Origin of the sequence: Cryobacterium sandaracinum (assembly GCF_004403415.1) — a bacterium.
GTDB classification, from domain to species: Bacteria; Actinomycetota; Actinomycetes; order Actinomycetales; family Microbacteriaceae; genus Cryobacterium; species Cryobacterium sandaracinum.
In genome coordinates, this window is record NZ_SOGO01000037.1 from 1 (window position 1) to 12,596 (window position 12,596).

At 69.0% G+C, this 12,596-nt stretch carries 12 protein-coding genes; 5 read left to right on the forward strand and 7 right to left on the reverse strand.

Translation table 11 applies throughout. From position 1 onward, the window contains the following. Together E3T25_RS13340 and E3T25_RS13345 are read right to left on the reverse strand one after the other, a co-directional pair. A partial coding sequence (locus tag E3T25_RS13340) for a DUF222 domain-containing protein (protein WP_134374770.1) occupies positions 1-517 on the reverse strand: 517 nt, incomplete at its 3' end. Positions 518-705: 188 nt separating this feature from the next. Beyond that, positions 706-1,335 carry a TrmH family RNA methyltransferase gene (locus tag E3T25_RS13345; protein WP_134374772.1) on the reverse strand — a complete coding sequence of 210 codons (630 nt, stop codon included), beginning with the start codon at positions 1,333-1,335 and terminating at the stop codon, positions 706-708. Positions 1,336-1,477: 142 nt separating this feature from the next. Here E3T25_RS13345 and E3T25_RS13350 point away from each other — a divergent pair, with 142 nt between their 5' ends. The 4 genes from E3T25_RS13350 to E3T25_RS13365 all read left to right on the forward strand — a co-directional run bounded on the left by E3T25_RS13350 (position 1,478) and on the right by E3T25_RS13365 (position 5,370). Continuing rightward, on the forward strand, positions 1,478-2,170 hold the full coding sequence (locus E3T25_RS13350) for a DedA family protein (protein ID WP_134374774.1): 693 nt from the start codon (positions 1,478-1,480) through the stop codon (positions 2,168-2,170). Positions 2,171-2,648: 478 nt separating this feature from the next. Beyond that, on the forward strand, positions 2,649-3,872 hold the full coding sequence (locus tag E3T25_RS13355; RefSeq protein WP_104100114.1) for an Nramp family divalent metal transporter: 1,224 nt from the start codon (positions 2,649-2,651) through the stop codon (positions 3,870-3,872). Further along, positions 3,872-4,516, forward strand: a complete 645-nt coding sequence (locus E3T25_RS13360; RefSeq protein WP_134374776.1) for a metal-dependent transcriptional regulator — start codon at positions 3,872-3,874, stop codon at positions 4,514-4,516. Before E3T25_RS13355 ends, E3T25_RS13360 begins: the two co-directional genes overlap by 1 nt. Positions 4,517-4,569: 53 nt before the next feature. Then, positions 4,570-5,370 (forward strand): HAD-IIA family hydrolase, encoded by an 801-nt coding sequence (locus E3T25_RS13365; RefSeq protein WP_104100098.1) that lies wholly within the window; start codon positions 4,570-4,572, stop codon positions 5,368-5,370. A 315-nt stretch (positions 5,371-5,685) separates the two neighbouring features. Here E3T25_RS13365 and E3T25_RS16890 read toward each other — a convergent pair whose 3' ends face one another. From E3T25_RS16890 to E3T25_RS17715, 3 genes are all read right to left on the reverse strand, one after another. Further along, complete coding sequence (locus tag E3T25_RS16890) at positions 5,686-7,119, reverse strand: hypothetical protein (RefSeq protein ID WP_166786017.1); 1,434 nt, start codon at positions 7,117-7,119, stop codon at positions 5,686-5,688. Positions 7,120-7,868: 749 nt separating this feature from the next. After that, positions 7,869-8,417, reverse strand: coding sequence for an orotate phosphoribosyltransferase (gene pyrE, locus E3T25_RS13380; protein WP_104100095.1), 549 nt, complete (start codon positions 8,415-8,417; stop codon positions 7,869-7,871). A 52-nt stretch (positions 8,418-8,469) separates the two neighbouring features. Beyond that, positions 8,470-8,592 (reverse strand): hypothetical protein, encoded by a 123-nt coding sequence (locus tag E3T25_RS17715; protein ID WP_255408580.1) that lies wholly within the window; start codon positions 8,590-8,592, stop codon positions 8,470-8,472. A gap of 137 nt (positions 8,593-8,729) precedes the next feature. Here E3T25_RS17715 and E3T25_RS13385 point away from each other — a divergent pair, with 137 nt between their 5' ends. Then, on the forward strand, positions 8,730-9,653 hold the full coding sequence (locus tag E3T25_RS13385) for a LysR family transcriptional regulator (protein WP_104100094.1): 924 nt from the start codon (positions 8,730-8,732) through the stop codon (positions 9,651-9,653). Here the strand turns inward: E3T25_RS13385 and E3T25_RS13390 are convergent. Both E3T25_RS13390 and E3T25_RS13395 read right to left on the reverse strand, forming a co-directional pair. Beyond that, positions 9,650-11,149: a CoA-acylating methylmalonate-semialdehyde dehydrogenase gene (locus E3T25_RS13390; protein ID WP_134343165.1), complete on the reverse strand. Its 1,500-nt coding sequence runs from the start codon at positions 11,147-11,149 to the stop codon at positions 9,650-9,652. The two genes, E3T25_RS13385 and E3T25_RS13390, sit on opposite strands and share 4 nt — an antisense overlap. 56 nt (positions 11,150-11,205) lie before the next feature. Continuing rightward, a complete protein-coding gene (locus tag E3T25_RS13395; RefSeq protein WP_241980882.1) occupies positions 11,206-12,540 on the reverse strand; it encodes an aspartate aminotransferase family protein in 1,335 nt (444 codons plus the stop codon). Positions 12,541-12,596 lie beyond the last annotated feature (56 nt).

Consider the following 12,596-nt stretch of genomic DNA (forward strand, 5'->3'; position numbering starts at 1 on the left):
CACTGTCGTACAGGGTCAGCGACGCCATACCATCGGGCTCGGGCTCGAAGAACACGGCCCGGTCGCGCACGGACTTCTGGTGCCGGGCCCGGATCGTCTCCGGATGCAGGCGCTCCCGGAGCAGCCGGGCCCGATACTTCAGCTTCGACGCCGTCACCGTGCCCGCCGACCGCAGAACCTCCACCTCGAACGCCGCCTTGGCCTCGTCGGGAACCGACCAGGCCTGATTGATCACCACCTTCGCGTGCTGGTAACTGACCTCGCCGGCCTCGAGGGCGGCCCGGGTGGCCGGGAGCTCGCCGGCCAAGGCGCGGCTCTCCGCGATCAGGTTCTCGGCCGTGCGGCGCGGCACCCGGATCGTGCAGGCCAGTTCGCTGACGAACTCCCGCTCGGCGACCTCGGCCGCGTCCCACCGGGACCCCGGCAGCCGCGCCGCCGCGTTCGCCCGGGCCTGCCCGAAGCGGCGGCCCGCCTCGACCAACTCCGCCCGCCGGGCGAACGCCACGGCGATGGCCAATTCGGCCTCCGCGATCGCCTCGAAATGCTCCCCGAGAGCCTCTTAGTCTTCGATAAATGAGGGCTTCATGACACACACGCTACGGGCACCCACCGACATTACCCGCGGAATCCGCCCACCTACACGCACCCTGTGGATAACCCGATCAGGCCCTGATTGTGGAGGGATCGGGGTGGTGAAACGCCCGCTCAGAACCGGTGCTGCAACACCCAGTTGTGCATGGTGACAGCCGCGGCGGCCGACGCGTTGAGCGAGCGGGTGGAGCCGAACTGGCTGATCTCGACGACGGCATCCGCTGCCTCGATCGCTTCGGGAGAGAGGCCGGGACCCTCCTGCCCGAACAGGAGCACGCAGCGCTCGGGGAAGCGGAAGGTTTCGATGATCACGCTGCCGGGCACGTTGTCGATGGCGATGATCGGCAAGGTCTCGGCGGCGGCCCACTCGACGAAGGACGCGACATCCGGGTGGTGCCGCACGTGCTGGTACCGGTCGGTGACCATGGCCCCGCGCTTGTTCCACCGCTTGCGCCCGATGATGTGCACCGTGTCGGCGGCGAACGCGTTGGCGCTGCGCACGATCGAGCCGATGTTCATGTCGTGCTGCCAGTTCTCGATGGCGACGTGAAACGGATGCCGCTTCTCGTCGAGGTCGGCGACGATCGCCGCCATACTCCAGTAGCGGTAGCGGTCGATCACGTTGCGCGTGTCGCCGCGCTCGAGCAGCTCGCGGTCGTAGAACGACTCCTCGGGCCACTCTCCGGCCCAGGGTCCGACGCCGTGGGTGGACAGTTCGGGCGTGGGGTTCTGCGATTCTTGCACCGATCCAACGTATCCCGCCGGGCACCGCCGGGCGTGCCGGGCATGCCGGGCATGCCGGGCATGCCGGGCATGCCGTCGGGTATTCTGACTTGCAGGGTTCGCGTTTCGCCGGCTCGCACCCCGCCCGGAAGGAACCATCACCATGCATCCCACGCTCTTCGGTATCGACTTTCTCGACTCGGAGTGGCTGATCGGCTGGTTCGGTTCGTTCGTGCTCCTCGGCGTGGCCACCATCGTGTTCGTCGAGACGGCTTTCATCGTCTTGTCGTTCCTGCCCGGCGACTCGCTGCTCTTCACCGTGGGCCTGCTCACCGCCACCGGGGATGTGCCCTTTCCGATCTGGGTGACCTGCCTCGTCATCTTCATCGCCGCGTTCGCCGGTGACCAGGTCGCCTATTTAATCGGCCGCAAGTCCGGCCCCGCCGTCTTCACCCGCGAGCAGAACCGCCTGTTCAACCCGAAGAACGTGGAACGCACCAACGCGTTCTTCGCCAAGCACGGCGGCAAGGCCATCATCATCGCCCGCTTCCTGCCCGTGTTCCGCGCCTTCGTGCCTCTCGCCGCCGGTGTGGGACGGATGCACTACCGCACCTTCGTGTTCTTCAACCTGATCGGCGCCTTCGCCTGGGGTGTCGGAAGCACCCTGATGGGCTACCTGCTCGGCCAGATCGAGTTCGTGGCGACGTACTCCGAATTCTTCATCATCGGCATCGTGCTGCTCTCGGGCGTACCGATCCTGTCCGAGCTCTACAAGGCCGGCCGCGAGAAGAAGCGCACCCGCGGCAAGGCCCCGGTCCCCGTCGCCACGATTCCCGAGGACCTGCGCGAGGAGTAACCGCCCAGTTCAGAGGCGGCCGCGTCTCGGCACAGGGTCAGCGCAGCGTCAGACCGGCCGGCGCCGGCATCCGTGAACGGGTCGATCGCCGCCGAGATCTGGTACTCCCCCGGCGGGAGCGCGGGCCGGTCGGGGCGGGATCGGGTGGGTGGCTTGGTCGGTGGTTCCGGCGGCGAGCGGCCCGGCGAGCGCTGCGGACAGCGCGGCCCGGTGGGCGATCCGGCTCCACAGGGGTGCGTTTCCGGCCCTCGTCGAGGTAGCCGCTGAAGATGGCCCGCCGCACGTAGGCCTCGGCCCCACCGACCGTGAACCCGTTTCCTCCCTCTGCTTAGCTACTAAAACTTATGACCGCGCCGAAACGTTGGTGTGCCGGGCCGCCCACGCAGGCACTGATCTTTCGGCATGCCTAAATCTGCCCTATCCTTTCGGTGTGGCTAAAAACAACGTGCGCACGGATGCGAGGGGACCGGTCCCTGAGATCGCCACCGTGGCATCCTCTCACCTGCTCTGGTTGCTCGGCCCTGCCCTCGTCGCGGGCGTGGCCTACCTCGACCCCGGCAACGTCGCCAGCAATATGACGGCCGGTGCTCGCTACGGCTACCTGCTGGTCTGGGTGGTCGTGGCCGGCAACGTGATGGCCTGGCTGATCCAGTACCTCTCGGCCAAGCTCGGCATCGTAACCGGCACGAGCCTGCCGGAAATTCTCGGGGTACGTATTCGGCGCCCGCTCACCCGCCGCCTCTACTGGGTGCAGGCGGAACTGGTGGCCATGGCCACCGACCTGGCCGAGATCATCGGCGGCGCGGTCGCCCTGAACCTGCTCTTCGGCCTCCCCCTGCTTGCCGGCGGCGTGATCACCGGGGTCATCTCGATGATCGTGCTCACGGTGCAGACCCGGCGCGGCCCGCGCACCTTCGAACGCGTCATCGTGGCGCTGCTGCTCATCATCACCGTGGGCTTCGCGGCCGGGGTGTTCTTCGCTCCGCCGGATGCCGGCAGCGTCGTCGCCGGCCTCGTGCCGCGGTTCGAGGGCGCGAATTCGGTGCTCCTGGCCGCGTCCATCCTCGGCGCGACGATCATGCCGCACGCCATCTACGCCCACTCCGCGCTCACCCGGGACCGATTCCCCGTCGTGGCGGACGGCGCAGCAACGCGACGCCTGCTCTGGGCCACCAAATGGGACGTCACCATCGCGATGGCCATCGCCGGCACGGTGAACCTGTCGATCCTGCTGCTCGCGGCATCCGCTCTGCAGGGCGTCGCCGGGACCGACACGCTCGAGGGCGCCCACGCCGCCCTCGAGGCAACCCTCGGGCCCGTGATCGCGACGGTGTTCGCGGTCGGGCTGCTCGCCTCCGGGCTGGCCTCCACCTCGGTCGGAGCGTACGCGGGAGCGGAGATCATGCACGGCCTGTTGCACGTGCGCGTGCCGCTGCTGGCGCGTCGCGTGGTCACCCTCATTCCCGCGCTGCTGATCCTGGGGGTGGGTTTCGACCCGACCGAGGCCCTGGTGCTCAGCCAGGTCGTCCTGTCGTTCGGCATCCCGTTCGCGCTGATCCCCCTGGTCTGGCTCACCATGCAGCGCGGGGTGCTCGGCGAGCATGTCAACCGCTGGTACACGACAGTCGCCGGCGCCGTCTGCGCCCTGCTCCTGGTGGCCCTGAACGTGGTGCTGCTCGTGCTCGTGTTCACAGGGGCGTGATGAAACACCCCACACCCGCGGCCGAGGACTACCTCAAGACCATCTACGCGCACACCGAATGGCAGCCGAACCCGATCACGCCTTCGGTGCTGGCCGCGCGGCTGGGGGTGGCGCCGTCATCGGTCACCGAGATGGTGAAGAAGCTCGCCGCCGGCGGCCTGATCGAGCACGTCCCCTACGGGCCGCTCACCCTGAGCCGGACCGGTTTCCTGCGGGCGACCGCGGTGGTGCGCCGGCACCGGTTGATCGAGACCTGGCTCGTGCGGGAAATGGGCTACGACTGGCACGAGGTGCACGACGAGGCGGAGGTGCTCGAGCACTCGATCTCGGACCGGCTGCTGGCGGCGATCGACGATCGGCTCGGGCATCCGTCGGCCGACCCGCACGGGGACCCGATCCCGGCCGAGGACGGCAGCCTGACCCGGCCGGACGCCATCCTGCTGGCGGAGGCCGCACCCGGCCACGTCGGGGCGGTCGTGCGCATCAGTGACCGCGACCCGGACATCCTGCGCGACCTTGCCGTGCACCGGGTCGGCCCGGGAATCCGGCTCACCGTTCTCGAACCCGGCGTGGTGCGGCTGCCGGGCGGCGGCATCTGTCGGCTGTCGTCTGCGGCGGCCCGATCGATCTGGCTCACCTCGTAACCGTCCGGAAACCTCGCGCCGCTAGGCTTATCCCCGAACCAAGGGAGCACCCAATGACACGCCGCGAAGACATCGAATGCTGGCTCACCGATATGGATGGCGTGCTCGTGCATGAAAACAGCCCGTTGCCGGGCGCGGCGCAGCTGCTGCAGCAGTGGAGCGACGCCGGCACGCCGTTCTTGGTGCTCACGAACAACTCGATCTTCACCCCCCGGGACCTCAGTGCCCGCCTGCGCGCCTCGGGCCTGAACGTGCCCGAAGACCGCATCTGGACCTCCGCGCTGGCGACGGCAGACTTCCTCCGCTCCCAGGCGCCCGGCGGCACCGCCTTCGTGATCGGCGAGGTCGGACTCACGACCGCCCTGCACGAGGCGGGTTTCATCATGACCGAGACGAACCCGGACTACGTGGTGGTCGGCGAAACCCGCAACTACTCGTTCGAGGCCATCACCAAGGCCATCCGTCTGCTCTTGAACGGTGCCCGCTTCATTTCGACGAACCCGGATGCGACCGGCCCCAGTGCGGACGGCCCCCTGCCCGCCACGGGTGCAATCTCGGCCCTGATCACCAAGGCCACCGGCATGGAGCCCTATGTGGTGGGCAAGCCGAACCCGATGATGTTCCGCTCAGCGATGAACAAGATCGGCGCGCACTCGGAGAACACGGCCATGATCGGTGATCGGATGGACACCGACATCATCGCCGGGATCGAGGCCGGGCTGCACACCATTCTCGTGATGAGCGGCATCAGTGACGACGCTGAGGTGCACCGCTACCCGTTCCGCCCGGACGAGATCCTCTCCGGCGTGCACGAGCTGGTCTCCAAGGAGCCCGTGGAGTCCGACGCGATCTAGGTTCCGCCGCTCCCATCGCAGCCGCGCTCTGCCGCACCCATCGCCTCAGCACTTCTACCGCCGCGCCCGCCGCTCCTGCTCCCGCTCTCCCTCCCGCCAGGCCCTGACGAATTCGACGGAGATTTTGCGCCACCACCCCGGTTGCGACCCAGAACTGACCATTTTCGGCAAAATCTCCGTCGAATTCGTTCGATCATCGGGCATGGGCGGCGACGGCGGATCCCGGTTGCACGGCTGGGGTTCCGCTGCGCTACAAGGCAGCCAGGCAGCCAGACAGCCAGGCGGCAGACGTCGGTGACGGATGCTCCGGAACGCTTATGCGGCGGGTACCGGTCCGGGGCCCGCGATGCTCGCGTTCATCGGCTCGCCGGAGGCCCGGCTCACGAAGCAGTAGTAGGAGCGGCCGCCATCGGACCACTGTTCCTCGGTGATCGGGTAACTACCCTGCACCTGCACGTCGCCGTAGGCCGAGGCCGCGGCCAGGTCGATGACGCCGGTCGCGCTGCAGAGCAGGTTGATCTGCCCGGCCAGCTCGGCCTCGCCAGGGAAGGCTGTGGCGGCATCCCCGGCGAACACTCCGCGGTACACGAGCTGAGCCGCATGCGGGGTGGCACAGTCGGCGACCGTGAATTCCTCTTCCCAGGGTGTCACGTACGGCTGCAGGCATTCGCCGCCGAACAGGGTGTCCCACTGGTGCACGCCGACCGGCTGCGGGCCGGTGGCCTCGGGCGGCGCCGACGGCGCCACACTCGGGGTGGCGCTCGGGGCAGGTGTAGCGCTGGACGTGGCCACCGCAACGGGGGCAGCGTCGCCGCCGACCAGGCTCTGCCCGAGGAAGAACAGTGCCGCCAGCGCGAGCACGACCACCAGGCCGCCGACGCTCCAGATCAGAAGCCGGGGCCTGCCGGGGCGGCTGCCTCCGGGCGGGCGACCGGCCGAGGCCAGCCGCGCGGCATCGGCAACGGCGCCGGACGGCGCCGCGTCCACTGCGGAACGCCGGCCGTTCGCTGCGACCGGAGTGGCCACGCCCGACGAGGAGTTCGTACCCGACGCGGGGCGCGGGGATGCCGCACCGAACATATTGGTCGTACCCGACGCGGGCCGCGGAGTTGTGGCAGCAGCAGCACTCGCACCGGCGTGGATACCGGCCCCAGCCCCGGCTGGTGCAGGTTCGGGGGAAGCAGTGACGGCGGACGCGGGCGCGGCGGACGCGGACGTGGTGGACAGGTGGGCCGGCGTTGCGGCCAGTGAAGGTGGAGTCGGGGCGGCGGTGGGCGCGGAGCGGGTCGCGGCCGAGGCCTGCGCCGCCGTCTCGGCCAGCCGTGTACCTGCACGGGCATCCGGTGCGGTGAAGGCTGCCTCCGGCGCCGGGATGGCTGCCGCGGCTAACGGGGCACCTGGGGCGGCAACAACGGCCGCGGCTCCCGCCACAACTCGGGCCCCGGCTCCAGCGATCCCGGCGGCGTCGCGGGCCTGGCCCGCGAGAGGGACCGGAGTCGACAGTGACGCGGCCAGTCGTGCGCGCAGACGGCCGCGGGCGGAGACCGGAGCCGGCAGCGCGGCCGGCTCGGGGTCGGGAGCAGGCGGCGTGCGCCCGGCCAGCAGATCGGCGGCCGCGACCTCCTCAGCGGTCAGCTCGAGCGGCGACTGCGTGAAGGTGGTCCACCACGGCGCCGGTGCGAGATCGGCTTTCTCCGAACGGATGCTGCCGCTCCGGTCAGACTCGTCCGGCCCGTTCCCGCCGAGCATCGGCAGAGGCGCGGGAGCCTCGACAGGTGGAAGAGGGGCCGGTGCCGACGCGTCGGGCGCCCACGGGGCGGGCCCCGAAGCTGAGGCCGAGCGTGTTTCGGCCGGCGTCAGTTCCGAAGCCGAGTCATCCGTGAGCGCGGCGGACGAAGCCGCCGACCTGACAGCGGCCGAGGGCGCGAACGCGGCCGGCTGGAGCTCGGAAAACGCGGCCGCAGACGAGGACGCGGCCGCAGCCGCCGCGACGGCAGCCGACTCAGCAGAGGAAGCAGCCCCGGAAGCAGCCCCATCGACTGCAGAAGCAGCACGCGCCGGGTTTGCGGGCGTCAGGACGAACAGGGCCGCGGTCGTGATCGGCACGGATCCGGTCACATTCGCTGGCCCCGCAGCCGAAGGCGTCGCTCCAGCCGAAGGCGTCGCTCCAGCCGAAGGCGTCGCTCCCGACGAAGGCACAGGAGCGGCAGGAGGCGCCGGAGCGGGACCAGCAGCGCCAGCCGCAGCAGCGGCGGCCCGAGCCGCGGCACCCTTGGCGAGTCGAGGGTCAGGCTGGGAGGTCGGCTTGAGCCCCCAGAGGAAGACGCCGGTATGGGTCGTCGGCTCGGCGGGTGCCGGTGGAACAATGCGGGAGGTTCTCGGCCACCGCGGCGACTGGCGGGGCGAATATTCGTCCGGCAGGGCCGGGCGCGCGCCGTCACCGAGCTGAGATGCCAGCCACTTCATTCCGTCCTCGCCGGGCACCTCATTTGTGGGCACTAGTTCAGCCCCAGGTCCTCAAGGCCGATCGCGGCGTAATAGGGGTAGCCCGCGGCTTCGATCACTTCGCGCGCGCCCGTGTTCCGGTCGACCACGACGGCGACGGCGGCGATGATCGCACCGACCTTGAGGAGCGCGTCGATCGCCGCCAGGGGCGAACCGCCCGTGGTGGACGTGTCTTCGAGCACGACGACGCGCTTGCCGGCGAGATCGGGTCCTTCGACCTGCTTGCCCCGGCCGTGGTCCTTGGGCTCCTTGCGCACGACGAAGGCGTCGTACGCGGCTCCGCGTGCCACGCCCTGGTGCAGGATGGCCGCCGCCACCGGGTCGGCACCCATGGTCATGCCGCCGACCGCGGTGACATCCGGAATGTGCGCGATCAGGTCGAGCATGACCTGGCCGATCAGTGGGGCGACGCGATGGTCGAGGCTGACCTTGCGCAGGTCGACGTAATACGTCGCCTTCTTGCCGCTGGTCAAGGTGAAATCCCCGCGGAAAACGGCCTCGGCCGAGATGTGGGCGATGAGCTGCTGGCGTGTGTCCGTCACAGGACCAACTTTAGGCCATCGCCCGGTCGGTGAACCTGAAGCAGGCGTTGCTCTAGAAGATACGAACGAGCTTGCGCTCGGGAACGCGGCGGAATCCGTCCTTGTGCACGTCGACGACGACGGCAACGACGGAGGAGATGACGATGAGAACGAGAACGGCGAGAAGAACAAACACGGTCGTACCTTTCGGGAAATGGGGTTGAGTATCGGGGAGACGGAGGCACCATTGCTCGAGTTCGACGTATTTATTTCATCATCTTTGACTTTGCAGCACAATCACATAGTTCTGCACGGAGTGTGTAGCGTTACTACATGGATGTCCAACGACTCGAACTTCTCCGCGAACTGGCCGAGCGCCACAGCATCACTGAGGTTGCCCGCGCCACGCACCGCACGCCATCCGCTGTCTCGCAGCAGCTGAAAGTGCTCGAACGCGAGGCCGGCCTTCCGCTCACCGAGCGCAGCGGTCGCGGCCTCATTCTGACGGATGCCGGCCGCGCTCTGGCCCGCAGCGCGACGGATGTCGCGGTCGCCCTCGCCCGCGCCCGGGCGGTCTGGGACGAGTTCCGCAACGACGCCACGGGCGAGGTGAGCCTGGTCACCTTTCCGACCGCGGGCGAGATGCTGCTGCCGGGAGCGGTGAGAAGCATCGCCGCCGTGCCCGGACTCATCGTCAACTGCACCGACAAGGACCCGGAACTGAGCGACTTCCCCGCGCTCACGGCGGAGTACGACATCGTGCTCGCCTACAGCCTGCGCGGCCAGCTTCCATGGGGCGGGCGCGGACTGACGGTGGTACCGCTGATGACAGAGCCACTCGACGTCGGGCTGCCGGCCGACCACCGGCTGGCCTCCCGGTCGTGGATCACCCCGGCGGACGTGATCGGCGAGACCTGGATCGGCGCGCCGACCGGCTACCCGTTCGAGCGCATCCTGCACCAGATCGAGCAGAAGGCAGGCAGTCAGATCACCGTCGCCCAGCAGTTCGCCGACCTGCGGGTGATCGAAGCGTTCGTCGTGGCAGGCCTCGGCATCGCTCTGGTCCCCCGGTACACCTGGGGCGGCGACCAGCCGGGCCGCCTCGTGCTCAAGCCGCTCCGCGGGGTGGACGCCGAACGGCAAATCGTGGCGCTGATGCGCCCCGATCGGGCCGAGCGCCTCGCCGTGCGCACCGTTCTGGAGGTGCTCCGCACCGAGGCCGCCCGCGTGCAGGCCAAGCACGCCCTCATCCCCTAGGCGTTCTGTGGGAAGCCCAGGTTGATACCGCCGTGGCTCGGGTCCAGCCACCGGCTCGTGATGGCCTTCTCTCGGGTGTAGAAGGCGATCCCGGCCGGGCCGTAGGCCTTGGCGTCGCCGAACAGGGAGTCCTTCCAACCGCCGAACGAGTGGTAGGCCACGGGCACCGGGATCGGCACGTTGATGCCAACCATACCGACCTGCACCTCGTTCTGGAACCGCCTGGCCGCACCGCCGTCGTTGGTGAAGATGGCCGTGCCGTTGCCGTAGCGGCTGCGGTTGATCAGGTCGAGTCCCTCGGCGTAGCTGGCGACCCGCACGATGGAGAGCACCGGGCCGAAGATCTCGTCGAGGTAGACGTCCGAGTCCGTGCTGACCTTGTCGAAGAGGGTCGGGCCGAGCCAGAATCCGCTCGCGTCACCGTCCACCTCGATACCGCGGCCGTCCACGACGACCTCGGCTCCGTCGGTCTGGGCGAGGTCGATGTAGGACGCCACCTTGTCGCGGTGTACCTTCGTGATCAGAGGTCCCATGTCGCATCCGCGCATGCCGTCGCCCACCTTGAGGCTCTTCAGCCGCGCGGTGATCTTCGCGACCAGGTCGTCAGCGACCGGTTCCACGGCCACCACCACGCTGATCGCCATGCAGCGCTCACCGGCCGAGCCGAAGCCGGCGTTGACCGCGGCATCCGCGGCCAGGTCCAGGTCTGCGTCCGGCAGCACGAGCATGTGGTTCTTCGCGCCGCCGAGGGCCTGCACGCGCTTGCCGTGGTGGGCGGCCGTCTCGTAGATGTACTGCGCGATCGGCGTGGAGCCGACGAACGAGATCGCCTGCACGTCGGGGTGCACGAGCAGGGCGTCGACGGCTTCCTTGTCGCCGTGCAGGACGTTGAGCACACCGGCGGGCAGGCCGGCCTCGGTCATCAGGGCAGCCATCCAGTTCGACGCGGACGGGTCTTTCTCGCTCGGTTTGAGCACGACCGTGTTGCCGGCCGCGATGGCGATCGGGAAGAACCAGAGGGGCACCATAGCTGGGAAGTTGAACGGGCTGATGATGCCCACCACGCCGAGCGGCTGGCGCAGCGTGTAGACGTCGACGCCCGTGGACACGTTCTCGGAGTACTCGCCCTTGCTCAGGTGCGGCATGCCGAGCGCGAACTCGACGACCTCGAGGCCGCGCGCGATCTCGCCGAGCGCATCCGAGGTCACCTTGCCGTGTTCGGCGGTGAGGATGTCGGCCAGCTCGCCTTTGCGCGCGTTCAGCAGTTCGCGGAAGTTGAACATCACGCCCTGGCGCTTGGCTTGGGATGTGTCGCGCCAGAGCGGATAGGCAGCGTGGGCGGAGGCGACGGCGGTGTCGACGTCGGTGGCACTGGCCAGGATTACGTTCTTCGCGACGGCGCCGAGGGCGGGGTTGAAGACGGGCGCGGTGCGGGTCGAGGCTCCCCGGAGGGGAGCCCCGTCGACCCAGTGGGTGATGAGGGGCAGTTCGGTCATGGGCGTTCGTCTCTCTTCATTCTCTTCATCGAGTCGGGGTGAGGGTGCGCGGGGCGTCAGACAAGCCGGTCGAGGCTGAGGACCTCGTCGTAGATAGTGAGCGCCTCGGCGACCTCGGCGTCCGTGACGACGCAGGGCGGCACCACGTGGATGCGGTTCTCGGCCAGGAACGGCAGCAGGTTGCGGGCCAGCAGCTCCGATTTGATCCGGCCCATCACGGCGCCGCTGAGCGGCTGGCGGGTCTCCCGGTCGGAGACGAGTTCCATCGCCCAGAACACGCCGACCCCGCGCACCTCTCCGATGATCGGGTGCTTAGCCTGCAGCTCGGCGAGCCCGGGGGCGAGCACGTCGCGCCCGATCCGGGCGGCGTTCTCCACGATGCCCTCGTTCTTCATGGCGTCCAGGGCCGCCACGATCGACGCCATCGCCAGCGGATGTCCGCTGTAGGTGAGGCCACCGGGATAGACCGTGGTGTCGAAGTCGTGGGCGATGGGGTCGGAGATGATCACACCGCCGGTGGGCACATAACCGGAGTTGACGCCCTTCGCGAAAGTGATCAGGTCCGGCACCACGTCGAAGCCGTCGAACGCGAACCAGTTGCCGGTGCGGCCGAAGCCGGCCATCACCTCGTCGAGGATCAGCATGATGCCGTACCGGTCGCAGAGGGCCCGCACGCCGGCGAGGTAGCCGGGCGGCGGCACGAGCACGCCGGCGGTGCCGGGGATGGATTCCAGCAGCACGGCCGCGATGCCCGCGGGTCCCTCACTCTGGATCACGTGCTCGAGGTGGCGCAGGGCCCGCTCCGACTCCTGCTCGGGGCTGGTCGCCCAGAACTCGCTGCGGTAGAGGTAGGGGCCGAAGAAGTGCGCGTGCCCGCGGGCGAACTCATTCGGGATGCGGCGCCAGTCGCCGGTCGCGACGATGGCCGCGCCCGTGTTGCCGTGGTACGAGCGGTAGGTAGAGAGCACCTTGTCGCGGCCCGTGTGCAGGCGCGCCATGCGGATCGCGTTCTCTATCGCATCCGCCCCGCCGTTGGTGAAGAAGACCTTGTTGAAGCCCTCAGGCGCCCGTTCGACGATGCGCTGGGCGGCCTCGCCGCGGGTCAGGGTCGCCGTGGAGGGCGCCACCGTGGCGAGCCGACCGGCCTGCTCGATGATGGCCGCGGTGACGGCCGGATGCTGGTGGCCGATGTTCACGTTGACGAGCTGGCTGGAGAAGTCCAGATAGCTGCGCCCGTCATAATCCCAGACCCGGGAGCCCTGCCCGCCGGCGATCACCAGCGGCTTGAGGGCACCCTGGGCCGACCAGGAGTGGAAGACGTGCGCCCGGTCAAGGTCGTAGGCGAGCTCGTTGCGGCTGGCCGTGGCGCTTGGGTAAGTGATGTCATTCACAGATATCGGGTTCTTTCTCTCTGCGTTGAGATGGTGAGGCCGTGGATCGCCCTCCC

What these genes read in the sequence shown, in the direction of transcription:
- E3T25_RS13360 (WP_134374776.1), top strand. Translation starts at nt 3,872, where the DNA reads ATGAAACACCCCACACCCGCGGCCGAGGACTACCTCAAGACCATCTAC.
- E3T25_RS13390 (WP_134343165.1), bottom strand. Translation starts at nt 11,149, where the DNA reads ATGACCGAACTGCCCCTCATCACCCACTGGGTCGACGGGGCTCCCCTC.
- E3T25_RS13350 (WP_134374774.1), top strand. Translation starts at nt 1,478, where the DNA reads ATGCATCCCACGCTCTTCGGTATCGACTTTCTCGACTCGGAGTGGCTG.
- E3T25_RS13385 (WP_104100094.1), top strand. Translation starts at nt 8,730, where the DNA reads ATGGATGTCCAACGACTCGAACTTCTCCGCGAACTGGCCGAGCGCCAC.
- E3T25_RS13365 (WP_104100098.1), top strand. Translation starts at nt 4,570, where the DNA reads ATGACACGCCGCGAAGACATCGAATGCTGGCTCACCGATATGGATGGC.
- E3T25_RS16890 (WP_166786017.1), bottom strand. Translation starts at nt 7,119, where the DNA reads ATGCTCGGCGGGAACGGGCCGGACGAGTCTGACCGGAGCGGCAGCATC.